The organism is Pseudomonas sp. NPDC089408, from assembly GCF_044749445.1.
Classification (GTDB): Bacteria; Pseudomonadota; Gammaproteobacteria; order Pseudomonadales; family Pseudomonadaceae; genus Aquipseudomonas.
In genome coordinates, this window is sequence record NZ_JBIVHY010000009.1 from 182,905 (window position 1) to 207,968 (window position 25,064).

24 protein-coding genes, 2 pseudogenes and 1 riboswitch are annotated in these 25,064 nt (G+C 62.4%); of the genes and pseudogenes, 12 read left to right on the plus strand and 14 right to left on the minus strand.

From position 1 onward, the window contains the following. A pseudogene (locus ACIP02_RS16755) lies at nucleotides 1-678 on the plus strand (PAS domain-containing protein); the annotation flags it as partial. 111 nt (nucleotides 679-789) lie between these two features. Continuing rightward, nucleotides 790-1,215: pseudogene (locus tag ACIP02_RS16760) on the plus strand (methyl-accepting chemotaxis protein); the annotation flags it as partial. On the opposite strand, the gene ACIP02_RS16765 reads toward ACIP02_RS16760, so the two are convergent. The 8 genes from ACIP02_RS16765 to ACIP02_RS16800 form a co-directional block, all read right to left on the minus strand. Beyond that, nucleotides 1,190-4,462: a transporter substrate-binding domain-containing protein gene (locus ACIP02_RS16765; protein ID WP_400618053.1), complete on the minus strand. Its 3,273-nt coding sequence runs from the start codon at nucleotides 4,460-4,462 to the stop codon at nucleotides 1,190-1,192. The pseudogene ACIP02_RS16760 and the gene ACIP02_RS16765 overlap by 26 nt on opposite strands. Nucleotides 4,463-4,473: 11 nt before the next feature. Then, on the minus strand, nucleotides 4,474-5,088 hold the full coding sequence (locus ACIP02_RS16770) for a response regulator (protein ID WP_400618055.1): 615 nt from the start codon (nucleotides 5,086-5,088) through the stop codon (nucleotides 4,474-4,476). Between the two features lie 219 nt (nucleotides 5,089-5,307). After that, nucleotides 5,308-5,550, minus strand: a complete 243-nt coding sequence (locus tag ACIP02_RS16775; RefSeq protein WP_400618057.1) for a DUF1272 domain-containing protein — start codon at nucleotides 5,548-5,550, stop codon at nucleotides 5,308-5,310. A gap of 66 nt (nucleotides 5,551-5,616) precedes the next feature. Then, entirely contained in the window at nucleotides 5,617-6,369 is a 753-nt protein-coding gene (cobM, locus tag ACIP02_RS16780; protein WP_400618059.1) for a precorrin-4 C(11)-methyltransferase, read from the minus strand. 34 nt (nucleotides 6,370-6,403) lie between these two features. Further along, nucleotides 6,404-6,790 (minus strand): cobalamin biosynthesis protein, encoded by a 387-nt coding sequence (locus ACIP02_RS16785; RefSeq protein ID WP_400618061.1) that lies wholly within the window; start codon nucleotides 6,788-6,790, stop codon nucleotides 6,404-6,406. Continuing rightward, nucleotides 6,790-7,476 carry a CbtA family protein gene (locus ACIP02_RS16790; protein WP_400618063.1) on the minus strand — a complete coding sequence of 229 codons (687 nt, stop codon included), beginning with the start codon at nucleotides 7,474-7,476 and terminating at the stop codon, nucleotides 6,790-6,792. Before ACIP02_RS16790 ends, ACIP02_RS16785 begins: the two co-directional genes overlap by 1 nt. Nucleotides 7,477-7,485: 9 nt before the next feature. Then, a complete protein-coding gene (locus ACIP02_RS16795; RefSeq protein ID WP_201207055.1) occupies nucleotides 7,486-7,674 on the minus strand; it encodes a CbtB domain-containing protein in 189 nt (62 codons plus the stop codon). A gap of 92 nt (nucleotides 7,675-7,766) precedes the next feature. Further along, nucleotides 7,767-7,991: riboswitch (cobalamin riboswitch) on the minus strand. Between the two features lie 87 nt (nucleotides 7,992-8,078). After that, nucleotides 8,079-9,125 carry a LacI family DNA-binding transcriptional regulator gene (locus ACIP02_RS16800; RefSeq protein ID WP_400618065.1) on the minus strand — a complete coding sequence of 349 codons (1,047 nt, stop codon included), beginning with the start codon at nucleotides 9,123-9,125 and terminating at the stop codon, nucleotides 8,079-8,081. A gap of 260 nt (nucleotides 9,126-9,385) precedes the next feature. Here ACIP02_RS16800 and ACIP02_RS16805 point away from each other — a divergent pair, with 260 nt between their 5' ends. From ACIP02_RS16805 to ACIP02_RS16820, 4 genes are all read left to right on the plus strand, one after another. Beyond that, nucleotides 9,386-11,602, plus strand: a complete 2,217-nt coding sequence (locus tag ACIP02_RS16805) for a TonB-dependent receptor (RefSeq protein ID WP_400618067.1) — start codon at nucleotides 9,386-9,388, stop codon at nucleotides 11,600-11,602. Nucleotides 11,603-11,742: 140 nt separating this feature from the next. Beyond that, entirely contained in the window at nucleotides 11,743-13,077 is a 1,335-nt protein-coding gene (locus ACIP02_RS16810; RefSeq protein ID WP_400618069.1) for an LLM class flavin-dependent oxidoreductase, read from the plus strand. Further along, the gene (gene mgrA, locus ACIP02_RS16815) at nucleotides 13,074-14,117 is read left to right on the plus strand and encodes an L-glyceraldehyde 3-phosphate reductase (RefSeq protein WP_400618071.1); all 1,044 of its coding nucleotides are present in this window, start codon (nucleotides 13,074-13,076) and stop codon (nucleotides 14,115-14,117) included. The genes ACIP02_RS16810 and mgrA overlap by 4 nt, the downstream gene beginning before the upstream one ends. Before the next feature lie 3 nt (nucleotides 14,118-14,120). Next, on the plus strand, nucleotides 14,121-15,050 hold the full coding sequence (locus tag ACIP02_RS16820) for an aliphatic sulfonate ABC transporter substrate-binding protein (protein WP_400618073.1): 930 nt from the start codon (nucleotides 14,121-14,123) through the stop codon (nucleotides 15,048-15,050). Between the two features lie 131 nt (nucleotides 15,051-15,181). Here ACIP02_RS16820 and ACIP02_RS16825 read toward each other — a convergent pair whose 3' ends face one another. After that, nucleotides 15,182-15,661: a GNAT family N-acetyltransferase gene (locus tag ACIP02_RS16825; protein ID WP_400618075.1), complete on the minus strand. Its 480-nt coding sequence runs from the start codon at nucleotides 15,659-15,661 to the stop codon at nucleotides 15,182-15,184. Between the two features lie 123 nt (nucleotides 15,662-15,784). Between ACIP02_RS16825 and ACIP02_RS16830 the strand changes: the two genes are divergently transcribed. From ACIP02_RS16830 to ACIP02_RS16850, 5 genes are all read left to right on the plus strand, one after another. Then, on the plus strand, nucleotides 15,785-16,414 hold the full coding sequence (locus tag ACIP02_RS16830; protein ID WP_400618077.1) for a LysE family translocator: 630 nt from the start codon (nucleotides 15,785-15,787) through the stop codon (nucleotides 16,412-16,414). A 21-nt stretch (nucleotides 16,415-16,435) separates the two neighbouring features. Next, nucleotides 16,436-17,320 carry an alpha/beta fold hydrolase gene (locus ACIP02_RS16835; protein ID WP_400618079.1) on the plus strand — a complete coding sequence of 295 codons (885 nt, stop codon included), beginning with the start codon at nucleotides 16,436-16,438 and terminating at the stop codon, nucleotides 17,318-17,320. Between the two features lie 63 nt (nucleotides 17,321-17,383). Continuing rightward, a complete protein-coding gene (locus ACIP02_RS16840; protein ID WP_400618081.1) occupies nucleotides 17,384-18,358 on the plus strand; it encodes a DUF294 nucleotidyltransferase-like domain-containing protein in 975 nt (324 codons plus the stop codon). A 107-nt stretch (nucleotides 18,359-18,465) separates the two neighbouring features. Further along, nucleotides 18,466-19,332: a pirin family protein gene (locus tag ACIP02_RS16845; protein ID WP_400618083.1), complete on the plus strand. Its 867-nt coding sequence runs from the start codon at nucleotides 18,466-18,468 to the stop codon at nucleotides 19,330-19,332. A gap of 402 nt (nucleotides 19,333-19,734) precedes the next feature. Continuing rightward, nucleotides 19,735-19,995, plus strand: a complete 261-nt coding sequence (locus ACIP02_RS16850) for a DUF1652 domain-containing protein (protein ID WP_400618085.1) — start codon at nucleotides 19,735-19,737, stop codon at nucleotides 19,993-19,995. Nucleotides 19,996-20,015: 20 nt separating this feature from the next. On the opposite strand, the gene ACIP02_RS16855 is transcribed toward ACIP02_RS16850, so the two are convergent. Together ACIP02_RS16855 and ACIP02_RS16860 are read right to left on the minus strand one after the other, a co-directional pair. Further along, nucleotides 20,016-20,630, minus strand: a complete 615-nt coding sequence (locus ACIP02_RS16855; protein WP_400618087.1) for a Yip1 family protein — start codon at nucleotides 20,628-20,630, stop codon at nucleotides 20,016-20,018. Between the two features lie 86 nt (nucleotides 20,631-20,716). Then, nucleotides 20,717-21,004, minus strand: a complete 288-nt coding sequence (locus ACIP02_RS16860; protein WP_400618089.1) for a hypothetical protein — start codon at nucleotides 21,002-21,004, stop codon at nucleotides 20,717-20,719. A 270-nt stretch (nucleotides 21,005-21,274) separates the two neighbouring features. Between ACIP02_RS16860 and ACIP02_RS16865 the strand changes: the two genes are divergently transcribed. Further along, nucleotides 21,275-22,216, plus strand: coding sequence for an RHS repeat-associated core domain-containing protein (locus tag ACIP02_RS16865; protein WP_400618091.1), 942 nt, complete (start codon nucleotides 21,275-21,277; stop codon nucleotides 22,214-22,216). A gap of 21 nt (nucleotides 22,217-22,237) precedes the next feature. Here the strand turns inward: ACIP02_RS16865 and alkB are convergent, their stop codons facing one another. The 3 genes from alkB to ACIP02_RS16880 all read right to left on the minus strand — a co-directional run bounded on the left by alkB (nucleotide 22,238) and on the right by ACIP02_RS16880 (nucleotide 25,049). After that, entirely contained in the window at nucleotides 22,238-22,885 is a 648-nt protein-coding gene (gene alkB, locus ACIP02_RS16870) for a DNA oxidative demethylase AlkB (protein ID WP_400618134.1), read from the minus strand. 228 nt (nucleotides 22,886-23,113) lie between these two features. Further along, nucleotides 23,114-24,559 (minus strand): curlin, encoded by a 1,446-nt coding sequence (locus tag ACIP02_RS16875; RefSeq protein WP_400618093.1) that lies wholly within the window; start codon nucleotides 24,557-24,559, stop codon nucleotides 23,114-23,116. Between the two features lie 16 nt (nucleotides 24,560-24,575). Beyond that, nucleotides 24,576-25,049: a curlin gene (locus tag ACIP02_RS16880; protein ID WP_400618095.1), complete on the minus strand. Its 474-nt coding sequence runs from the start codon at nucleotides 25,047-25,049 to the stop codon at nucleotides 24,576-24,578. Nucleotides 25,050-25,064: the final 15 nt, after the last annotated feature.

Here is a 25,064-nt window from a genome sequence, read left to right on the forward strand (position 1 = left end):
ATGATCGAGTTCGCCCCCGACGGCACCATCCTCGATGCCAACGAGCGCTTCTGCCAGGCCATGGGTTACAGCGCCGACGAGCTACGCGGCAAGCACCACCGGCTGTTCTGCGAACCGGACTACGCAAAAAGCGCTGAGTACCAGCAACTGTGGCACGAGCTGGGGCAGGGCAAGGCCATCAGCGGTACGTTCGAGCGCGTCGACAAGGGTGGCCGTGAGGTCTGGCTTGAAGCCAGTTATATGCCGGTACTGGATGAGCAGCGCCAGGTGACCAGCGTGATCAAGGTGGCGTCCGACATCAGCCAACGCGTTGTGCTGGAACACGAGAGCGAAAGCCTGCTCAAGGCCATCAGCCGCTCGATGGCGGTGATCGAGTTCACCCCGCAAGGGCGGGTGATCAAAGCCAACCAGAACTTCCTCGATACCATGGGCTACCGCCTCGACGAAGTGGTGGGTCGCCACCATGGTCTGTTCTGCCTGGCGCATGAGCGCGAATCAGCCGAGTACCGCCAGTTCTGGGCTTCGCTCAACCGTGGCGAATACCACTCGCACCGCTTCGAGCGCGTCAACAAACAAGGCCAGACCGTGTACCTGGAGGCCTCCTACAACCCGATCTTCGACAGCAAGGGCCGCCTTTACAAGGTGGTCAAGTTCGCCAGCGACATCACTCACCAGGTCTGTACCCAGCAAAGCGCCGCCGATGCTGCCCATGCCAGTTCGGTGCAGACCGACGCGTGCGCCCGCAAGGGCACCGAGGTGGTGCAGCAGGCTGTACAGGTCATCGAGCAGATTTCCCACGAGCTTAACGACGCGGCACGCAGCATCGATGCGGTCAGCAAGCAGTCGGATGTAATCGGGCAAATTGTGCTGACTATTCGGGGTATCGCCGACCAGACCAACTTGCTGGCGCTGAATGCGGCCATCGAAGCCGCCCGTGCCGGCGAACACGGGCGCGGCTTTGCCGTGGTCGCCGATGAGGTGCGTAACCTGGCCGCGCGAACCAGCAAGGCAACCCTGGAGATTGTCGATGTAGTGCGGCAGAACCACGACCTGTCGCTGCTGGCGGTGGCCAGTATGCAGTCAAGCCTGAACCGCACCGGTCACGGGGTGGCGCTGGCCAACGAGGCCGGGACGGTGATCATGGAAATCCAGCAAGGCTCACGGCACGTGGTGGACGCCATCAGTCAGATCAGTTCGACGCTGCAATTGCACTGAGTGCATCGCGCATTTCGTCAAGCAGGGCTTGCAGGCTGGCTTGTAGCAATGCGCGTTGCTCGACCGTCGGCAAGCCCTGCGCGTGGGCGTGTTCGATGGCTTCGCAGTCGTTGACCACGGTGCGCACCCTGATCATCTTGGCCCCCCCCTTGATGCGGTGGGCCAAGGTACGCACGGCCTCATCAGGCGCGTCTGCCGCCAGCGCACGCAAGGCGGCCAGGTCTTCGTCAACGCTGATCGACAATTGCTCGAGCAGGTGCCGCGTCAGTTGCTCGTCGTCCTGGGTCAGGTGGCGCAGTTCGGCCAGGTCAAACCCGCTGTGGCGTGCTGCTGGCGCTGGCAGCTGGGAGTGGGCCGCGGGCAGATGCGCCTTGAGGGTGCGCAAGCCAATGGGCTTGAACAGGCACACGTCCATGCCGCTGGCCAGGCAGCGGGTACGTTCCTCGGCCTGGGCGTTGGCGGTGACACCGAGAATTCGGCAGGCCGGCAGGCCGCGTTCGCCCTCCAGCTGGCGAATGCGCCGGGTGAGTTCGTGGCCGTCCATGACCGGCATGCTGCAATCGGTGATCACCAGGTCGAAGCGCGTGGCATGCCAGTGAGCCAGGGCGACTTCGCCGTTTTCAGCCAGGGTCACCTGGTGCCCCAGGGAATGCAGCTGCCGTTCCAGCAATAGCAGGTTGGCCGGGTAATCATCGACTATCAGGATGTTCAGCGGGCCGCAGCTGCTTTCATGTGCCGGTTGCCCCTGTTCGGCTTGTGCCGGGGCTGCGCAAGTGGGCAGTTGCAGGCTGACCTGCACCCGGGTGCCGACGCCCTCGACACTCTGCAGGTCCAAGGTGCCGCCCATCAGTTCCGCCAAAGTACGGCTGATGACCAGGCCCAGGCCTGCACCCTGGCGTGCCCTTGGGCCGTCGGCCTGGACGAAGGCACTGAACAAGCGCGCCTGGTCGGCAGGGCTGATGCCGATACCGGTGTCGCGCACGTCCAGTTCGATTGCCAGGGCGTCATGGCCGGCAACCTTTGGCAGCAGCAGGCTGGCCTGTACCTCGCCACGGTCGGTGAATTTGATGGCGTTGCTGATCAGGTTGGACAACACCTGCTTGAGCCGCAGCGGGTCAGCCAGCACCCAGACCGGCTCTGCAGGCAGCTCGCCGTGCAGGCACAAGCCTTTGGCCTGTGCGTTGCCTTCGAATACCCGCAGCGTGGCACGCACCAGCTCGCGCAGGTCGGTAGGCGTTGGTTGCAGGGTAATGTGCCCGGACTCGATCCGCGAAATATCGAGAATGTCGCCAATCAGCTCGAGCAGGCCAAGCGCCGAGTCGTGGGCTGTCTGCAGGGTCTGGATATCGCTGCGCCCGCTACGGCTGTCTTCCAGGGCCAATTCCAGCAGGCCGATCACGGCATTCATCGGGGTGCGGATTTCATGGCTCATGGTGGCCAGGAAGGTGCTTTTGGTCTGGCTGGCCTGTTCGGCATCGTCCTTGGCCTGGCGCAGTTGTTCGAGCAGGCCGCGGCTCAACGCCAGCTGGGCTTGCAGCGCGTGCTGGGCCTCGGTGCGCTGGTTGATCAGCTTGCGCAGGTAGCTGTTCCAGAACACCACGCCGGCCAGCAGCAACGCCGACAGCACCAGCACCTGCAAAGCCAGGGTGCGGTAGTCGCGCCACGGGCTGTCGCTGACCAGGGTGCTGGTACGCCAGCGGTTGATCAGTTGGTCGAGCTCTTCGGGCGGAATGCTCAGCAATGCCTTGTCGAGGATGGCCTGTAGCTGGGGTTGATCGGCAGCCACGGCAAAGGCGGCAATGGCCGGCTCGTCGTCAAGTACGCTGGCGATGCGCAAGCGGTCCTTGAACACATGGCTGATGTAGTAGGCGGCATTGATGTGGCTGCTCAGGGCAACGTCGGCGCGGTCATTGGCCACGGCCTCCATCAGCCCCAGCGGGTTATCCACCTCTATCAGCCGGGCCTGCGGGTAGCGTTGCTGCAGGACGGCGCGTTGCGGTGAGCCCCTTACCACAGCGATGCGCTGTCCATCCAAAGCCTTGGCCTGTGCGGGCGCCGTATTGACGTTGCGTGTGACCAGTACCCTTGGGCTGACCAGGTACGGGCGGGTGTAGCGCAGTTGTTTCGAACGGTCGGCGCCGTAGCCCAAGGCACCAATCATCAGTGCGTCCCCTTGGTTCAGGCGTTCGACCATGGCATGGGCGGACGTGCTTTCGACGGCGTTGAATTGCAGCCCTGTGCGTAAGCCGATCTGCTTCAGCAGGTCGAGAGTAATGTCGCTGGGGTTGTGTTGGGCATCGTTGAACGTCAGCGGCGCCAGCGCGGTGTTGATCAGCACGTCGACGGTCGGGTGCTCGGCAATCCAGGTTTCTTCCTCGTCACTCAGGGCGGCAAGGTGGCGCTGCAACAGCAGGCTGGTGTTGCCGCTGCTCCAGCGGCGCAGGATGTTCAGGCGTTCGCTTTCGCTGATGCGTGCCAGCGCCTTGTCGACCAACTGGCGCAGGCGCAGGCTGTCGCTTGCCAGCGCAAAGGCAAAGGCCTCGGGGGCAGCCGGGGAAAAGTGGTCGATTTTCAATGTACCTTGAAAACTTTTTCCGATCATGAAGTCGGTGCTGATGGCGTCACCCAGGTAGGCGTCTGCCTCGCCCAGTTCAACGGCCGCAAGCCCGGCCAGGGTCGAGCGGTACAGGCTCAGTTGTGCCTTGGGGTACAGGCTGCGCACGCTGCTGGCCGGCAAGTAGTGATCGACCATGGCCAGGCGCAGGCCGGCGAGGTCAGGCGTGTTTTTCAAGCTGCGCCCTTCACGGGTGACGATCACAGGCAGGTCGTCGGCATAAGGTGTGCTGAGGCTGAGCTGGGCGTCTGCTGCCTCGAAGGCGTTGGAGCTGCCCAGCAGATCAATGCGGCCCTCGCGCAGGGCGGTGATGGCTTCGTGACGGCTGTCAAAGCGACGCACCTCGATGTCGATGCCCAGCTGCTCGCCGATGATGCCGGCGTAATCCGCGCTCAAGCCCTCGTAGTCACGCGGGCTGATGTTGATTTCGAAAGGCGGGTAGTCCGGGCGTGAACTGCCCAGTACCAGGTGCTGGTGTCGTTGCAGCCACAGGCGGTCGTCGCTGGACAGTGCCAGCGGGGCAGCGGCGCTGGCCGAACGGGCCAGCAGTTGGCGAGGTTCGCTGCTGGCCAGCAACCCGGTGGAATTGACCAGGCCGATGGCCAAAAGAACGCTCGCCAGCAGGTGTTTCATGGCAGGGGTGCTCAGTAGACGCAGTTACGTTTGGCCAGGTCGACCATTTCGACCAGCGATTCGGTCTTGAGCTTTTCCATGATGCGGCCCCGGTAGGTGCTGATGGTCTTGGCGCTGAGGTTCATGCAAGTGCCAATGTTCTTGTTGTTCTCGCCGCGTGCCAGGCGCCGCAGTACTTCCATTTCCCGGTTGGAAAGGCTGCTCAGGCGCACCGGTTCGCTCTCCAGCGAGTTGCTGTTGACCGACATCTGCGGGAAGGTGGAGTAGCCCTTGACCAGGGCCTTGAGGGCGAACAGCAGCGCTTCGTGGTCTTCTTCCTTGGTGACGAAGGCGCCGATACCGGCATCCAGGCAGCGGCGCACGTAGAGGTCGGTGGCCTGGCCAGTGAGCACCATGATCTTCGGTACGGGCTCCAGGCATTGCAGGCGCTTGATCACTTCCATGCCGTCCAGGCCCGGCAGGCCGATGTCCAGGACGACCACGTCCGGGCGCAGTTCGCGGGCTACCTGCGCTACTTCGCTGCCGTTGCCGACTTCGCCGACAACATGAAAACGCTCACGCTCCAGCAGAAGTCGCAGGGAAAGCCGGACGATAGGATGGTCGTCGACGATCAGCACGGTTGTCATGTGGGAAACTCCTGTCGGGATGTGGTCCGCTTCCTGGATCACTCAGGAATACGTCTGCAAGTGGGTTAATCGGAAGCGCAGCACGATACGGCCAATCCCGAAGTTTGGTAATGCCGAGTATAGAAGTGTTGATAGTTCCCAGGCCTGCTGTTGAAAATTCCTACAAATAACGGGAAAACATCACCCTGTCAAAGCGGTGATGTCCGGGTTTTGAGGCTGTCAAGCGCAGGCGGTGTGGGCTTTGTCTACACGTAGGGTCGAGGCGGGGTTGTTAGCGAGCGCCAGGCCGACCCGCGTTGGGCGAGTTACCAGCTGGCCACTGCAGTTCGGGCAGCGGCCTTGAAAGCGGGATTCGGCACAGCTACGGCAGAACGTACATTCGAAGGAGCAGATCAGCGCGTCGGGGCTGTCACCCGGCAGGTCGGTATCGCAGCATTCGCAGTTGGGGCGTAATTGCAGCATGGGCGTGGCTCCTGTTTGCAGGCGGGAACCCGGAGTCTGCTACGCCAATGACAAGGCTGGCAACGTTTAGTCGCCAGGGCGATACAGGTGGGCGTGGCCAGCGCGGTACAAGGCCGATTCGGCGAACGGCGTATCCCCCAGCACGTGGCCGACCAGGATCAGCGCCGTGCGGCGGAAACCCTTGGCGGCCACGCGCTCGACGATGTCGCCGAGCGTGCCGCGTACCCAGTCCTGGTCCGGCCAGGTGGCGCGGTGCACCACCGCCACCGGGCAGTGCCCGCCGTAGTGCGGCAGCAACTCGTCGACAATCCGCGACAGGTGCTTGACCCCCAGGTGAATCGCCAGCGTGCTGCCATGGCGCGCCAAATCGCCCAGTTGCTCGCCGGGCGGCATGGGCGAGCTGTCGCCATAGCGGGTGAGGATCACCGTCTGCGCGACCTGAGGCAGGGTCAGTTCGCAGCCGAGCAACGCAGCGCTGGCCGCCGTGGCGGTGACCCCGGGAATAATCTGGTAGTCGATGCCCAAGGCCTGCAGGTGGCGGATCTGCTCGCCGATCGCGCCGTACAGGCTGGGGTCGCCGCTGTGCACCCGGGCCACATCCTGGCCTTGTTGGTGGGCATGGTGCATGGCCGTAATGATCTGCTCCAGGTGCAACTCGGCACTGTTGATTACCGTTTCGGCCTGGTGGCCTTCGAGCACGGCGGCAGGCACCAGCGAGCCGGCAAAGATGATCACCGGGCACTGGCGAATCAGCCGTTGGCCTTTGACCGTGATCAGTTCCGGGTCGCCGGGGCCAGCGCCGATGAAGTAGACGGTCATGGAGTGTCCTTGCAAAAAAAGAGGGATGAAACGTTCAGCAGGCCAGGGCGAGGGTCGCCGGGCCCAGAACCTGGCGAGTCAGCAGCAGTCGGGGCGTGCCTGGCTGTTGGCTGGCCAGGGCTAGCGCTGCGCTCTCGGCCACGGCCCAGCAGCCCGTGTGGGCATAGGCGGTGGCGGAGCGGTGGCTGAGTAGTGGCTCGTAAGCTTGCAACTGCTCGCTATGGTACAGCACAAGGGGCAAACCGAGGCGTTCGGCCAATTGCTGCAAGCCGGGTTCGTCGGCCTTCAGGCTGATGCTGGCGATGCCGCGCAGGTCAGCCAGTGCCAGGTCCAGGTTGTCCAGGGCTTGGCACAGTACGCGCTGCAGGGTATCCGCCGGGCAACCCCGGCGGCAGCCGAAACCGGCGTAGAAGGCCGGCATCAGGCCTGACTGGAGCGGCGGAACAGCCACGCGCTGAGCAGCCCCAAGGCCAGCCAGAAGGCAGCATTGGTCAGCCACGAGGCCACCTTGAACTGGGTTTCCAGTGCTTCGGGGGCCAGGCTCTCGTGCACGTCCGGTTGCGGAGCACCGATCACATGGGGGATCACCAGCAGCACGGCGCCCAGCGCCTTCAGCAGCCAGTGGCGGGCGAACACCAGCAACGCCAGGCCCAGGGCGGTGGCACCGGCGGTTCCGATCCACCAGGCCTGGCGTTGCCCCAGGTCGGCAGCCGCGGTACCCGGCAATTCCGGCGGCAGGCCGAGGGTTGGCGCCAGGCAGAACACGGCGAAGCCGGCCAGGCCCCACAAGGCGCCAGTGCCGGCGCGCGTTGGCTCGCGCAGGCTGTACAGGGCGGCGAGGATGAGGGCGAAGCCGACCGCCACCACCAGGTTGCCACCGGTGGTAGACAGCACACGTTGCCAGCCGTCTTCCGGCGACCAGGCTTCGGCGCTGTGTTCATGGGCAGGCGCTTCGCTGCCATGTTCGTGGTGGGCGGCCGGGGTCGAGGACTCGTAGGTTTCCGCTTGAAGAATCAGCGGGGCGACCCAGAAACTTTGCAGCAAGGTCAGCAACAAGGCCGCAAGCAGCCCACTGAAGCCCGCGGTACGGGCAATGCGCGTAATCATCGGGGGTACTCAGTGGCAGGGGAAGGCGGCGCTGTGGCGGGTGTCGTGGGCGGCGTTGTGCACGGCCTCGATGTGCGAGAAACCGGCGAAGTACACCAGGCACAAGCCCAGCAGGCTGGCGCCGACAGCGATGACTACGCGCTGGCTGAGGGTAACGGGGGTGGCTAGGCTGTGAGGCTTGGTGCTGGTGACGGGCATGACGCGTTCCTCTGCTTTTTGTGGGCAATGGGCAAGCGCGGCAGCCCCGGGCATGGAAACCCAGGGGAATGCAACAGCGCCCGCCCACCGCGGGGTGTTCATGAACGCCAGGCCGGTCTCCGGGCTTGCGAGGAGGAGCAGGGCTCCTGGAAAAACGTCACCTTCCCATGCCGCACTACAAGGCACAGTGGTACAGACGTTTCGCTCGCTTACCGTTGCGGGGGCAGCACCGGTATTGTCCGGCCCTGATGAGGGCCTGCGACGCACCGGTTTCCCGTTTCACCCCCTGTGGGGGCACCTGAACGTGAGGCATAAGGAGAGCATGGGGCGGGCGTGGCGTCAATTGCCACCGCTACAACTTGTACTTTAGGCCTGTGCAGTACCTGTGTGCCGCCAAAGGTCTCTCAACCGCTCTCGCGGGCAATCAACTCACACGCCAACAGGTTCAGCCGCTGCACCTCGCCCTCGCACGCGGCCACACCCAGGTGCTGCAGCACCCGCAATGCCGCCACCTCGCCAATTTCCCGCGAGGGTGGCCGCAGGGTGGTCAGGCTGGGCAACAGCATCTCGGCGAAGGGGTAATCGCCAAAGCCGACGATCGCCATGTCTTCAGGCAGCCGCAAACCGGCGCGCTGGCCCGCCAGCAGGGCGCCGGCAGCCAAGTTGTCGTTGGCAAAGATGATCGCCTCGGGCCGCGGGTCACGGCGGACCAAGGCGTCCATGGCCTGCTTGCCCGCCTCGAACGGCGCGCAGTCGGCTGAAGGCACGAACACCCAGGGTTCCAGGCCGCGCTCAGCCAGTGCCTCGATGTAGCCATCGCGGCGCTCCAGGGCACTGAGGTCGCCGGGCGCACTGTTCTGCACGAAGGCGATGCGCCGGTAGCCCTTGTCCAGCAAGTAGCGGCAAGCCTGCACGCCTACCTGGTGGTGCAGGAAACCTACCTGCACAGGCGCACGATCCGGGCAGTAGTCCCAGATTTCCACCACTGGCACATCGGCATCGGCCAGCAGCTTCTCGGTGGTCGGGTTGTGGAAGTGGCTGGTCACCACCAATGCCGCCGGCGACCAGCCGAGAAAAGCGCGCACGGCGCTTTCTTCTTGCGCCTCGCTGAAATAGCTGGAGGCCAGCAGCAGTTGGTAGCCATGCCGGCTGAGGGTATCGCTGAAGGCCTGGATGGTCTGGGCAAAGATCGGCCCGGAGATGTTCGGGATCACCATGCCCACAATGCGCCCGCGCGCCGAGGCCAGGCCGCCAGCAACCAGGTTGGGCACATAGCCCAACGCCTGCACAGCGGCCTCGATGCGCTCGCGCAAGGGCGGGGATACCTGGTCTGGCTGGTTGAAGTAGCGTGACACGCTGATCGCCGAAACCTCGGCTGCGCGCGCTACTTCGGCCAGGGTGACTCGGCCTGCACCACGGCGTTTGCGGGGTGGATCCTTGGCTTGGCTCACCGGGCTGCCTCCTGGGGAAATGGCGCGATGGTAGCGCTAACGAGACACAGCATGGCAAATAGCTTTATTGCATATAAAGCATACTTTTAAGTATTTGACGTGCTAAGCGGCCACCTCTGATACTTGCGGATGTTAGCGCTAACAAGCGCCGGTGTTGGCAAGCGCCTGCCACTCGCACGAGCGAGACCAGACAACCCCAGCAACTTCATGTCGGCCCCGCAAGCAGGGGCCTGGTCTGGTTTCCCGAGGCAGTGAGCACCATGTACAAAAGCCGTTTCCCATTCCCCGCTACCCAACGTCGGCCGCTTGCTGCAGCCATTCTGCTGGCGGCTGTCGGCCAGGCTGCGCAGGCCGCCGAGCCAGCCGAGGCGGGCGCCCCGCAAGCCACTGCGCTGGGCGCGGTAACCGTTACCGCCACCCGCCGCGAAGCCACCCTGCAAGAAGTACCGGTGGCGGTGTCGGTCATCGATGGCGAGCAACTGGAACGTGACAACCGCAACAATGTCGCCAGCATCGTCCAGCAGGTGCCCACCCTCAACTACCGTGCCGGCGCTTCCAACAAGGACACATCACTGTTCATTCGTGGCGTTGGCACCATTTCCACATCCCCAGGTGTCGAGCCGACGGTGGCCACGGTGGTGGATGGCGTGGTTTTCGGTCGCCCGGGCCAGTCGACCCTTGACCTGCTCGACCTTGAGCGCATCGAAGTACTGCGTGGCCCGCAGGGCACCTTGTTCGGCAAGAACGCCTCGGCGGGTGTGCTCAACGTGGTCAGCAAGGCGATCCCTGAACAAACCCAAGGCTATGTGGACTACTCGCACTTCGGCGGCGGCGATGAAAACCGCCTGCGCTTTGGTATCGGCGGGCGCCTGAACGAGCAACTGAAAGGCTCGCTGAGCACCTTGTGGGGTGACTACGACGGCAATGTCGAGAACGTTGCCAACGGCCACGACGTCAATGGCTATGAACGCAAGGGTGCTCGCGGCAAGCTGGAGTTCGAGCCCAGTGAAGACCTGCGCCTGACCTTGATCGCCGACTACATGAAGGGCGAAGACACCTTGCCCAACGGGGTGGTCACCAGCGCCAGTGCCGCCATTGCCAGCCAGTTGCGCCCGGTAACACCAAGCGCGCACAACCGTGACATCAACAGCGACTTCAAGACCCATGTCGAAGACGAAAACCAAGGGCTTTCGGCGCAGTTGGACTGGCAACTGGGTGACTACACGCTGACCTCGATTAGCGCTTGGCGCGGCTGGGACAACACCCAGTACCAGGACGGTGATCGCCGTGCCTTGCTCCCGGTGACGGCGTCGCACGACAAAGGCACGGTGGACTACGACCAGTACAGCCAGGAGTTTCGCCTGACCTCGCCGAAAGGGCAGTTCAACGAGTACGTGCTGGGTGCCTTCTACATGCACGGCACGTCCAACGAGACCTACCAGCGCCTGTCGGTCAACGGCGGTGTCGCCAACAGCGGCCGTGCCGACTATTCCACTACCAACGACAGTGTCGCCTTGTTCGGTGAGAACACCTTCAACTTCACCGATGATTTGCGTGCCATCTTCGGCTTGCGCTGGACCCACGATGACCTGGAGTACGACCACCGCCGCGTATCCACCTCGGCTGCGGCGGTCACCGGCATCCAGCCCTCGACGGCCAGCTCCGGCTCGGTCGACGAAGATGGCTGGAGCGGGCGCACCGGCCTGCAATACGACTTCACCGACAACCTGACCGGCTACGTTACCTACTCGCGTGGCTACAAGGGCCCGGCCTACAACGTGTTTTTCAACATGCAGCCGCGCGACACCGAAGCGCTCAAGCCGGAAACCTCCGACGCCTACGAAATCGGCCTGAAAGGCACTGCGCTGGACCAACGCCTGAGTGCCAACCTGGCGGTGTTCCACACCGATTACGACAACTACCAGGCCAACTTCTACGACACCGTGGCCAACCAGGTGGTCACCCGCCTGGTCAATGCCGGCAAGGTCAAAACCCAGGGCGTGGAGCTGGACGCCAGCTTCCAGGCGACTTCCAGCTTGAAATTGTCAGCTGCCGCGGCCTACACCAAGGCCCGCGTAGACCACTTCAACTGCCCGGTGGGTGCCGCGGCAAACTGCAACATCGACGGTGGGCGCTTGCCGTTCACCCCAGACTGGAAAACCTACCTGCGCGCCGACTATGTGATCCCGCTGGACAACGGCCTGGATGTGGAACTGAGCAGTGACTACAGCTGGCAGGATTCGGTGCAGTTCAGCCTCGACCAGAACCCGGACACCGTACAGGGCGCCTATGGCATCTGGAACGCCAGCATTGCCTTGGCCGACTACAACGACGGCTGGCGCGTGGCGCTGCTGGGCAAGAACCTGGGCGACAAGTCGTACGCGCAGATGCTGGCCAGTGGCGGCGACTACATCTACCGCTCGGTGCCGCGGGATGACGGGCGTTATTTCGGTGTGCAGGTACGCAAGGATTTTTAAGGCTGAAGGGCTTTGTAACGCGGGATATGGCACCGGCTGCGCCGGTGTTCGCGGGTGAACCCGCTCCTACAGGGGCCCTGCTAATTCATTGAGTGATGTGCAGTTTCATGAGCATGGATATTGCGCAAAAGGAGACCAATATGCCCCGCCAAATGAGCCTGGGTGCCTTCCTCATGGCTACCGGTCACCATGTGGCCGCCTGGCGTCACCCGGACGTACCAGCCGACCCGCTGGATTTCGCCAGCTACCGGCGCACGGCGCAAATCGCCGAAGCGGCCTGCTTTGACGCACTGTTCGTCGCCGACAGCGTGGCTGCGCCTACTGATCCATTGGCCAGCCACAGCGCCCGCTCGGTGTACTTCGAACCGCTGACATTATTGTCGGCACTGAGCGCAGTCACCGAGCGCATCGGCCTGATCGCCACGGCCACCACCAGCTACAACGAGCCATACCATGTGGCACGCAAGTTCGCCTCACTGGATCATTTGTCGGCAGGGCGCGCCGGGTGGAACCTGGTCACCTCCGATGCCGCCGCCGAAGCAGGAAACTTCGGCCGCCAGGGGCATATTCCGCACGCCGAGCGCTATGCCCGGGCCCAGGAATTCCAGCAGGTGGTGCAGGGCTTGTGGGACAGTTGGGCGGATGATGCCTTCGTGCGCGACAAGGCCAGCGGCCTGTTCCACCACCCGCATGCCGTCCGCAGCCTTGACCATGCCGGTGAACACTTTCGCGTCAAAGGCCCCCTGAACGTGGCCCGCTCGCCGCAGGGCCGGCCGGTACTGGTCCAGGCCGGTTCGTCCGAAACCGGCCGCGAGCTGGCAGCGCAAAGCGCCGAAGTGGTGTTTACCGCGCAGCCGAGCCTGGCCCGCGCCCAGGCCTTCTATGCCGACCTCAAGGGCCGCCTGGCGCGCCATGGTCGGGGCGAGCATTCGCTCAAGGTGATGCCCGGGGTGTTCGTGGTGGTGGGGCAGAGCCAGGCGCAGGCCGAGGACAAGTACGAGGCGTTCCAGGCCCTGGTCGACCCGCAAGTGGGGGTTGGCCTGCTGGGGCGCATGCTCGGTAACTTCGACCTTTCAGGCTACCCGCTCGATGGCCCGCTGCCGGACTTGCCGCCCACCGAAGACGGCCAGCGCAGTCGCCAACAACTGCTGACCGAGCTGGCCGGCAACGAACACCTGACCCTGGCCCAGCTCGGCCGGCGCATTGCGGGTGGGCGAGGGCACTACAGCCTGATCGGCACCCCGGTGCAGATCGCCGACGAACTGCAAGCCTGGTTCGAAGGCGGTGCGGCCGATGGTTTCAATGTGCTGGTACCGCACCTGCCGCTGGGCCTTGAGGATTTTGCCAGCCAGGTGGTGCCCGAATTGCAACGCCGTGGGCTGTTCCGTCGGCATTACCAGGGCCGCACCCTGCGTGAACACCTGGGCCTGTCGCGCCCGGCCAATCCATTCTTTGCCGATCGAGGCCAACCATGAGCTATTCTGCCAACCCCGAGCGCTACGCGCGTATGCCTTACCGCCGTGTCGGCCGCAGCGGCCTGGTGCTGCCGGCCTTGTCGCTGGGCCTGTGGCACAACTTTGGCGACGCCACCCCCATCGCGACTCAACGCGCCTTGCTGCACACCGCGTTCGATGCCGGCATCAACCATTTCGACCTGGCCAACAATTACGGCCCGCCCTATGGCAGCGCAGAGAGCAACTTCGGCCGGTTGCTGCGCGAAGACCTGCGCAGTTACCGCGACGAGCTGATCATTTCCAGCAAGGCTGGCTGGGACATGTGGCCGGGGCCGTACGGGCAGGGCGGCAGTTCGCGCAAATACCTGATCGCCAGCCTCGACCAGAGCCTGGCACGCCTTGGGCTGGACTACGTCGACATCTTCTATTCACACCGTTTCGATGCTGACACGCCGCTGGAAGAAACCGCCATTGCCCTGGCCGATATCGTTCGCCAGGGCAAAGCGCTGTACATCGGCATTTCCTCCTACTCAGCCGGCAAAACCGCTGAAATGGCGGCGCTGCTGCAAGCGCTGAAGGTGCCGCTGTTGATCCACCAGCCTTCGTATAACCTGTTCAACCGCTGGATCGAGCGCGATTTGCTCGATACCACGGACGCTGTCGGCGCCGGGGTGATCGTGTTCACCGCGCTGGCCCAGGGCCTGCTCAGCGACAAGTACCTGAACGGTATCCCTGCCGACGCCCGGGTCAACCGCGCGGGTGGCGGTTCGTTGCTGCCAGAACATTTGTCCGAAGCCAACATCGTCCGTGCCCGCGCACTGAACGAGATTGCTCGCCAGCGCGGGCAGAGCCTGGCCCAGTTGGCCCTGGCCTGGACCCTGCGCGACCCGCGGGTGACCTCGGCGCTGATCGGTGCCAGCCGGCCCGAGCAGATCACCGAGAACGTCGCCGCGCTCGACAACCTGGCGTTCACCGACGAGGAACTGGCGGCCATCGACCAGTACGCCGTTGAAGGCGGTATCAACCTGTGGGAAAAACCCTCGACCGACTGGAAGGAGTAAGCGATGCGCGTGCTACACCTTGCCATGTTGTTGCTGCTGGGTTGCATGGGTTCGGCCCAGGCTGCAGACCCACAGGCGCTGCGAATCGGCTACCAGAAAGGTTCGATCAGCCTGGTACTGGCCAAGCAGCATCGCTTGCTGGAACAGCGTTTTGCCCATACCCGGGTGGAGTGGATCGAGTTCCCGGCCGGGCCGCAGATGCTCGAAGCCTTGAACATCGGCAGCCTCGATATCGGCTCTACCGGTGATATTCCACCGATCTTCGCCCAGGCGGCGGGGGCCGACCTGCTGTACATCGGTGCCGAGCCGCCGAAACCGCAGGCCGAAGTGATACTGGTGCCCAAAGACAGCCCGATCACCGCTGTGGATGAACTCAAGGGCAAGCGAATTGCCCTGCAGAAGGGCTCCAGTGCACACAACCTGTTGCTGCGCACCCTGGCCAAGGCAGGGCTGGGCATTGCTGACGTGCAGCCGGTGTACCTGGCACCGGCTGACGCCCGGGCGGCATTCGAGCGCGGCAGCGTGGATGCCTGGGTGATCTGGGACCCGTTCTATTCGGCCATCGACCTGGAAGGCAAGGCGCGGTTGCTGGCTGACGGCCAGGGCCTGGGGTTGATCGGGCCGTTCATGCTCGGCGCGCGCCCGTATGTCGAGGCCAATGGTGCATTTGTCGGGGAGTTGCTGGAGGAAATCAGCCGTGCCGAAGCGCTTACCCGCAGTGACGAAGCCGGCAGCATTCGCCTGCTGGCGCAGTTCATGGGCTTGTCGGAGGACGTAGTACGCCGCAGTTTCAGCCACCGGCCGGCGTCACCGGTGTCGCCGGTGAGTGAGGCGATGGTGGCGGCGCAGCAGCGTACGGCGCAGCTGTTCTTTGACAACAAGTTGCTGCCAAAGCGGGTCGAGATTGCCGGGGCGGTGTGGCGACGGGAGTGAGAGCCCTGCACACAACTCATTGAATTGGCGCGAACCCTGTGGGAGCGGCTTTAGCCGCGAACACCGGCGCAGCCGGTGCCATGCACCGCGTCGGATTCTTCGCGGCTAAAGCCGCTCCCACAAGTACAGCGTTATCCGCGGGCAAACGCCGCCAGCTTCTCCCCATCCAGCCGGTAGCGCACCCACTCATCCTGCGCCTCGGCCCCCAGCTTCTGATAAAAGCCGATCGCCGGCTCGTTCCAGTCCAGCACGCTCCATTCCAACCGCCCGCAATTGTTAGCCACCGCCTCGCGGGCAATGTGCTGCAGCACTTGCCGGCCAGCACCATCGCCGCGCTGCTCGGGCGTTACGTACAGGTCTTCGAGGTAAATGCCGTTGCGCCCCAGCCAAGTCGAATAGCTGTAGAAGTACACGGCAAAGCCGATCGCCCGGCCATCGCGTTCGCAGATCAGGCTGTGCACCGTGCTGCCTGCGTCGAACAGGCTGTGCTCGATGTCGGTAAGGCTGGCAACCACTTCGTGGCGGGCGCGCTCGTACTCGGCCAGTTCGGTGATGAAGGCCAGAATCTGTGCGGCATCGGTGCGAACGGCGGGGCGAATGGTGAGGCTCATGGGACGGCTTCCTTGATCCAGGGTAACGGTACAGTAATGTGTATCTACATAATTTAATAGAACTGTAGCGGTCGCAGAAGAGGGCGACTCCGTTAGTGTGACAGCACCTGTAAAAAAAGTGGAATGCCCGCCATGCTTGCCTCTGCCGACCTGCTGACCGCCTTTGTGCTGTTTGCCTTTGTGTCTTCGATTACCCCCGGCCCCAACAACACCATGTTGCTGGCGTCGGGGGTGAACTTCGGCGTGCGCCGCTCGATTCCCCATGCCTTGGGCATCAGCTGTGGGTTCATGGTCATGGTGCTGGCAGTCGGCCTGGGCCTGGGCGAGGTGTTCAAGGCCTGGCCACCGTTGTACACGGTGCTGCGCTACACCGGTGCGGCTTACCTGCTGTACCTGGCCTGGAAGATTGCCACCTCCGGGCCGGTCGGCAGCACCTCGCCCAGTGCGCGCAAGCCGCTGGGCTTCTGGGGCGCGGCGGCGTTCCAGTGGGTCAACCCCAAGGCCTGGGTGATGGCGGTGGGGGCAATCACCACTTACACACCGGCACAAGGCTATGTCACCAACGTGATCGTCATCGCGGCCCTGTTCGCCTTGGTCAACCTACCCAGCGTGGGTGTGTGGGTGATGTTCGGCAGCGCTTTGCGCAACCTGTTGCAGAACCCGCGCTGGCTGATGCTGTTCAATGTCCTGATGGCCCTGCTGCTGGTGGTTTCACTGTACCCGCTGCTGTTTGTAGAATCGGCGTTTTCTTAGCCCCGCGAGTACAGCACGCCCATGCAGTTGATTCCCTGGTCCCACGAATGCGCCGAAGGCTTTACCTTGCGTGGCTGGCGGACGCCGGCCACTGGTAAGCCGCTGCTGCATTTTTTGCATGGCAACGGGTTCTGCTGCCTGGCTTACCAGCCGTTGCTGATGCGCTTGGGCGAGCATTTCGACCTGTGGCTTTGTGATGTGCAGGGGCACGGTGACAGTGACCATGGGGGCGTGTTTCGTGGTTGGAACTGCACGGCGGCACTGGCTGTGGAAGCCTTTGAAACAGGGCGGGGCGAGTATGCCGACGTTCCGCGGTTTGCTGTAGGCCATAGTTTTGGTGGCGTGCTCACCGGGCTGATTCTGGCCAGCAACCCGCAGTTGTTCGCGCGTGCGGTGCTGCTCGACCCGGTATTGTTCAGCCGGCGCATGCTCGGCGTGATGGGCGCGGCCGCACTGGTCGGCCTGCACCAGCGCCATGCCCTGGCGCGCAAGGCCGCCAGCCGCCGCAGCCATTGGCCTGACCGCGAAGCGGCGCTGGCTTCGCTGCAAGGCCGTGGCATTTTCAAAGGTTGGACCGATGCGGCGCTGCAGGCCTATGTGGAGCATGCCATCGGTGATTGCGGCGAGTCGGTGGTGCTCAAGTGCCGGCCCAGCCGCGAAGTGGAAATCTTCAGCTCGTTCCCCAAGCGTATGTGGGCCAGCCTAGGCGCAATCAGTACACCGACCCGCGTGCTGTATGGCGAACACACTTATCCCTTCGTGCCACACTCGGTGAGCCGCCTGGTGTCGCTCAACCGCCATGTCAGCGCGCAGCAGGTCGCCGGTGGGCATTGCTTCATGCAGGAAGACCCCAAACAGTGTGCGCAAGAGGTGATTGCCTTCCTGCTGGGAGCTGTTGAGGGGTAGTTTTCCAGGCAGTGCGCGTGTGCGAGTCGTCAGTACGCTTGGTTTTTTCCCGAGCAGACGCCAATGACCCACCACACCGTGCTGGAACCTCCTTATTTGCGAAAGCGTTTTGAGTACTCATGCAAGGTCATCGATTCGCTACGCCGAGCCCTGAAAGAGACTGTTGCACCCTTGGTAGGCCAGTCACCCTTGACTGTCGTTGCAGTCGGGTCTTATGGACGGCGTGAAGCTTCGTGCGTATCGGACATCGATTTCTTTATCGTCCATGACGGTCGCCTGCCAGATGAGCGGTTGGAGGCGATTTTGAATCAGGTCAACGCTCATGTTCGCCCCCTCAGCCAGCGGGGCGAGAGCGACCATGCGAAATTCGGCAGGGACGCGTTGTCCCTGTACTCCAGTTTGAGTTGCCACATGGGGTGGAAGCGTGAAAGCAGTACTGCGCTGACCCGGCGGATGCTGTTGTTGCTCGAGGGCTGCTCATTATTTGGGGATGCTGCACACGATCACTGGAAAAACGACCTGTTGCGCCGATACGTGCCTGGCGAGCAAGGCACTGGGCTTTCGCGATTCATGCTCAATGATCTCGTTCGCTATTACCGAACCTTGATGGCAAATTTTGAAGAGAAGCAGGCTGAAGGCAAGGCCTGGGGCGTACGTAACATCAAACTGCAGTTCTCTCGAAAACTGCTCTTCATCGGAGGCATCGTCGTGATTGCCGAGGCCTTCGGCCTACCTGCGCATGCAAGAGTCAGACGGTTTGAATACCTGTTGGCTCACACGCCTTTGCAACGCCTGGCAACAATTGGACAGTCGAATGAGCATACTGAACAGCTATTCGAATGGTACGCCGTTTTCCTGAAATTGATTTCCTCAGCCCACTATCGTCAGCACCTAGACCAGTTATCTGCTGCTCATGCATCGGCCGATCCGGTATATCGCGAGATCAAAGCCATTGGCAATGCTTTTTCTGAAAAGCTCGAGCAGTGGTTGAGAGCGCAGTATCCGGGGCATCCGATCCTGCATGCGTTGTGTTTTTAAAATGCCAGGGGTTGTTCCGCTGGTAGAACGATTAGTGCTGTTTTTCCTGTCTACAGAGTTATTGTTGTCACTGGTAAGGTTACCCCAACCGAGAGAGGAGCCTTCTCATGAAAAACATTCTGGGTATCCACCGCAGCTATCACGCCCATTGGGTGGGTGATGGTTTCCCGGTGCGCAGCCTGTTCACCTACGACAACCTGGCCAGCCGCATCAGCCCGTTCCTGTTGCTGGACTATGCCGGCCCGCATGATTTCACCCCGACCACTGCGCGGCGTGGCGTCGGCCAACACCCGCACCGTGGTTTCGAGACGGTGACCATCGTCTACCAGGGCGAGCTGGAGCACCGCGATTCCACCGGTGCGGGTGGCTTGATCGGCCCCGGTGACGTGCAGTGGATGACCGCTGCCAACGGCATCATCCATGAAGAGTTCCATGCCCCGGGCTTTGCCCGCAGTGGTGGTACGCTGGAGATGGTGCAACTGTGGGTCAACCTGCCGGCGCGGGACAAGCGCGCAGCGGCGGGTTACCAGACGTTGCTGGCCGATGACATCCCGGTCGTGGCGCTGGGCGCTGATGCCGGTAGTTTGCGGGTGATTGCCGGTGACTACCTTGGCCACCAGGGGCCGGCACGGACCTTTACCGCGATGGATGTCTGGGACCTGCGGCTGAACGCTGGCGCCAGCTTGCAACTGCCAGTGGCCGCCGGGCGCAATGCGGCGCTGGTGGTGCTGCGCGGTAATGTGCGGGTTAACGGCGAGCGCGAAGCCGGGCCGGCCAGCCTGGTGCTGCTTGACCGGGCAGGTGAGGATGTCAGCGTGGAGGCACTGGACGGTGCCAGCGTGCTGTTGCTTAGCGGTGAGCCGATCGATGAACCGATCGTCGGTTATGGCCCGTTCGTGATGAACAGCCAGGCGGAAATTGCCGAGTCGTTCGACGATTTCCATGCCGGGCGGTTCGGGCAGATGCAAGGCTGAAAAAGCCGGGGCTGCTTTGCAGCCCAATCGCGACGCAAGGCCGCTCCTACAAAAGTTCGCGTCCACCCTGTGGGAGCGGCCTTGCGTCGCGATTGGGGCGCAAAGCGCCCCCAGCTTTTCTGGCATCATCCACTTATGCCCAAAGTCTCCACCCTGCGCGCCGTGCGCCGATCATTTTCAAATTCACTGGGGCCCGCCGGGACCACTCGTCGTTAAGTAGGCCATTGCATTCGAACACTTGGCCCAGCCGGGCAATCTTCCACTAAGGTGCTAGAGGATTCCCCGCATGGTCATTGCCCCGGCGCATGGACGCCTGCCTGGGCATGCGCATTATCAATTGGCGCCCCGCCCGACAAAGGCGTACTTCCACACAACAGGCCATCCCACTGAGAGGGTCGTACCATGTCGTTGATTGGAGTTTCGATGCTAGAAATGCGGCAGCTGATCGAACAGGCCTGCCTGCCAGATCGCTGTGAAGTCAGCTGCCCGGACGGCGCCAACCTGACCATCCGCCTGGGTCAGGGCCAGAGTCTCGAAGAGGGCGTGACCCTCAGCGGGGTCCCGCTGCAAAGCCTCAACAGTTGCCGTGACCTGGTCAACCTGGTGGGGCAGCTGCATACATTAAGAGACAGCCACCCGGCGCCACTCAAGGCCATTGCCTGAGCGCGCCCGCCGTGCCCCGGTCAGCCCAGGCTGGCCGGGCGTACGTATTCCGGCATCAGGCCGTTGAACCAGAACAGGATCATCGCCACCAGGATGGTAACCAGCAACAGTAACCCCACACCCCAGACGCATGTCGCGAACAGCATCGCCTGTTCCTTCTTCAGCCGCAGAAAGGTCTGCAACCCGCCGTAAAGCAGGACGCTGGCATAGGCCGAAGCGGCCATCAGCGCCGCGAACGCCAGCCAACGCATCGGCACCAAGCCGACAACCCCGGCAAAGAACCACGGCGTGGCGCAATAGGCGGCAAAGCCGATGCATTGGTTAAGGTTGGGCTGCACATCGAACCCGCGCGACATCCAGCGAATCATCACCCCCATCAGCATTACCCCGATTACAGTGGTCGCATACAGCAGGCCTGCCAGTTGCGCGGCGCTGCCCATGCTAAGGCGCACCCGCTCTTCGGCTGCCAGGCTCCAGCCGAAGCTGGTGGTGCCGACGAACAGGCACACGGCGGGGATCAACGCCAGCACCAGCAGGCGCGGCAGGTATTGCTGGGGGTGATCTTCCTCGGCGCGGCGAATTTCCAGCCAGGCGTCGGCGGGGTGAGTGAAGAGCTTGAGCAATGGACTGTTCATGGCATTCTCCGCAGGGCGTATGCCCTTTTGCTATGGAGACACGCCATGCTTGGCCGGTTCAGCCGGGTGGGCTGCCGTTGATCGGCTTACTGCAGCTCTACCAACAGGTTCAGGCCGCCGTCGCCGCACTTGCCCTGGTCACGCACCACGCCATGGTAGCTGCGCCCGTCCCACATGAAGGCCACGCTATGGGCGCGGTCAACCTTGTCGGGCAATGGCGGGCAAATATGCAGGCGCAGCGCCGGGCGGCCTTGCAGGTTGAGTGGGGCCAACTGGCATTGGCACTCGACGCTTTGCGCTACCGGGCCAAACAGGGTGTCGCGTACGTAATCGAGCTGCAGCGAGGCATTGGGCGCGCGGCCGGGCATCTTCATCGGTGCACAGCTCCGTGGCGAAGGCTTGTAGGGCAGGGCGGGTTGGGCATGGCTGGCTCCTGGCAAGGGACGGTGCGACTTATTATTTGAAGCTTGCCTGAGCAAGATGTTCAACGTGTTTCATGTACGTTCATCTTGTTTGGTCGCCTGACAACGATCTACACCTGATGACGATTACGTGAGCCTAAGGCCTTCACCTGTCATTTCTGCCAGTTGCAGAAAACCGCTGGCGAGATTGGAATGAATCGAAACATACGGTGAGGCATTCAGATGGACGCAAAAAAAGATATTTTGCGCTTTTATTACAACAATGGAATCTTGATGGGTGTGTCTCAAGGTGTCAATTTTTGCAGTTTTTTTCGAGGAGGTGGCATTAATTTATCGGAAGTAAGGAGTGGGATGGTTCGCGCCAGCCTCTTCGCGGTGGATCAGATGGGAAGTGTGCTGGGCGTTTTAAGTAAAGGTGGGTGCCGGCCTGCTAGTTATACGGTTTATGGTTATTCTGCCTCTATTTTTAGTCTGCAGTCCACGCTTGGGTTTAATGGTGAATATATTGATAGGCAGTCCATGACTTATCCATTAGGGCGTGGCTATCGCAGTTTATCACCGGTGCTGTACAGATTTCTATCTGCCGATAACCTGTCCCCCTTTTTCAAAGGCGGTATTAATTCTTACTGCTACGTTTCAGGAGACCCGGTGAATCGTTCCGACCCATCTGGCCATATGATGAAAAACAGGCAGCCATTGGCTGTTCCTCCTGCGGACAGGCTGAAGCGAGCGAGAGAATTGGTTTTCAAGCGGGAGGCTGTTGTAGAGGGGTTTGTCAAGCATGTTGGAACACTTCATGATTTGGAAGCTAATATGCCTCGCTTGCCAGTGGCTCCTCCTGAATTCCCTAAGCTAGGAATGGCTAACTTTAAAGGTAGAGCATCTGATTATGCACGTTTTATTGATTCGCAAGCAAAGTTATCGAGCGCTGCCAAACAAGCTGAAACTGAATGGGCGAAGCTTGCGCTAATGGAAAAAGAGTATTCTGCGATGCAAAATGAACTGTCGCTATATGTGGCGGATGTCGCAACGCAAACGGGTAAAAGGATTCCAGGTCTGAATCGAAGTTTGTCTCAGGCAGCAGGGGAGCTGCGCGACACTCAAGATGTTGGACTCTATGAGAAAGTTTATCGGAAGAAATATTTCGAGTGGTCGACACCTTAGTAGGGTCATGATTACTCTGGGTCACTTGCCGGCCTTGCGCAAGGTCAGGTTGATCCGTCGTTCACCCAGGCGCGGATGCACGCCGGGCTTGATGGGCTGCACGCCATGGAAGCGCAAGCGGTCTTCGCCACCCCAGACCAGCACATCGCCGTGGCTGAGCGGGATACGTTGGGCCTTGTCGGCGCGCTGCAGGCCGCCGAACAGAAATACCGCCGGCAGGCCCAGCGATACCGACACGATCGGCTGGCTGAAGTCCTGCTCGTCGCGGTCCTGGTGCAGGCTCAGGCGGGTGCCGGGCAGGTAATGGTTGACCAGGCAGGCATCCGGGACGAAGCCGTCGAAACCGGACATGGCGGCGGCGCGGGCGGCCAGGGTGAGCAGAACGGGGGGCAGGGCGGGCCAGGGGCGGCCGCTGAGCGGGTCGTAGGGGCTGTAGCGGTAGCCCTGTTCGTCGCTGACCCAGCCCAGAGCGCCGCAGTTGCTCAGGCTAACCGCCATGCGTAGGCCACCTGGCGTGTGCATGTGCCGAAACGGCGCAGCGCGCAGCACTGGGCGCAGGGCGTCGAGCAGCGGCTCGATCTCGGCCAGGGCGAAGCCGGGCAACAGCACGGTATGGCTGGCCAGGCGTTGCGGCTGGGGGCCGAACAGGTCGAGGTCGGACTGGATCATGGGCTGGGTATCGCGCTGTGGGTGGTTCATTGTAATGCGCTTGGCAGGTCTGGCCTATTCGCGGGTGAACCCGCTCCTACAGGGACCACACAGGTTTCGGACCTGTGGTGATCCTTGTAGGAGCGGGTTCACCCGCGAATAGGCCGGTAAAACAAACAGGAAATGGCACAGGAAAAAAAGGAACCGCGGCACCAGGGAGAGGAGCACCGCGGTTCAAGGGGGAGACGCTTACTTCTGGGTCACAGTGGCCAGGTTCGTGCTGCCCAGCTGGGTGATGGTGGCGGTTTGGGCTATACCGCTCTGGTCGACGATCGCCCTGTTGCCCTGGCCTCCCTGGGTCACGTAGGCGACGTTCATGCTGTCAACTTGCTTGATATTGGCGTCGTTGCCGCCCCCGTACAGCTGGTTGGTGATGCTCTGGTTGTTGTAGCCGGACTGGTCCAGGGTGATGGAGTTGCCGGTGCCCAGGCTGTTGCCGTAGGCGTAGTTGTCGGTACCGCGCTGGTCGGCGATCAGGATGTTGTCGGTGCCGTTCTGTTCGAAGTACAGCTCGTTGTTACTGTCGGCCTGCTTGGTCTGCATCTGGTTGCCAGTGCCTTTCTGGTTCAGCGTGGCAAGCTGGTTTTCGCCGTTCTGGGTCAGGTTGACGCCGTTGCCGTTGCCGTCCTGGTTGATGGTGGCTTTCTGGTTGGTACCGAACTGGCCGCCCATCTTGGCGCCTTTCCAGTTGCTGGCGGTGATGGTGTTGCCATTGCCTTTGGTGTTGATGGTGAGGTTGAGGTTCTCACCGTTCTGGTAGGTGAAATGCAGGTTGTTGTTACCCGTCTGGCTGATGCTGGTGTTCGAGTTGTTGGTCTCGAACTGGTCTGACCAGCTGGCGTTGGCCTTGCCCTGTTGCGACAGGCTGACTTTGTTGTCGCTGCCGAAACTCTGGTCGACCATACCTTCGTTGAGCTGGCCGGACTGGGTCACGGTTGCCTGGCTGCCAATCTGGGTGTCTTGCCACACTTCCACCGAGTTGCCGGTGCCGTACTGGCCGATGCCGATGGTGCCGCCGGTGCCATCACGCTGGTCGCCGTAGGCGAAGTTGTCGCGGCCGTCCTGATAGACCTGGATGTCGCCGTCGACGTGGTTCAGGTGTTCGGCAGCCGCATAGTTGCCCTGGCCGGCCTGGTTGATGGTGCTCTTGTTGTTGAGGCCGCCGAAAGTCTGCTCGATGAAGGCTTCGTTGCGTTGGCCGGATTGCAAGGTGGTGGCCTTGCTGCCGTCTTGGCCGTCCTGCCACACGGTCGATTTGTTTTCACTGCCCTGTTGGGTTTGCTCAGCCTGGTTGTTGATGCCCAGCGACTGGCTGGCGAAGGCATCGTTGTATGAGCCGCCGGCCTGCTGGGTTATCTGGCTGCCGTTTTCGAACAGTTGCTCGGCGTAGCCGGCGTTGTACGAACCGGTCGCGGTCTGCTTGATATCGCTGGTGCTTTCGGCCTGCACCGCCAGGTGGTTGTGGCCCATACCGGTCTGGTTCTGCGTGGCCGAGGCGAAGGAGGCCTGGGTCTGGCTGACTTCGGCGATGTTTTCCTTACCGTCCTGGGTCTGGGACGAGGTGCTGTCTGCAGCCATGGCCTGACCTGCGAGGGCCAGGACGATAGCGGCACTTAAGGGAGCGAGCTTGTACATGGTGGTGCCTCCAGGTCTATCGGTATTGGGTGATCTGAACATGCTGGCCATTGCCAGCCTGGGTCACGGAGCTGTTGAGGCCCGTGCCGGACTGCACGATGCTGGCGCTGTTGTCGTTGCCGATCTGCTCGATGGCTGCACGGTTGCTGCTGCCGCTTTGGCGGATCGATGCGCTGTTGCCATTTCCCTGCTGGCTGATGCTGGCCATCAGGTCACTGCCTTCTTGCAGGATGTACGCCTCCTGCGCGCCACCGGCCTGGACGATACGGCCCAACAGGGCCTGGCCGTTCTGGTCGAGCGCGGCGCGGTTGCCCGACCCTTGCTGCTCGATCACCGCAGCTTGGCCGGCGCCGGCCGGGAGCAGGCGGACGATCACCGGGTCACCGAGGTCGTTGCCGGGCGCGAGGTCGGCATTGTCCATCAGGTCGTCGGCCCAACTGGCCTGGCCCACCAGGGCCAGGCTGAGCAGCAAGGAGTACAGGCATTTCATGGCGTTACCCCGCCT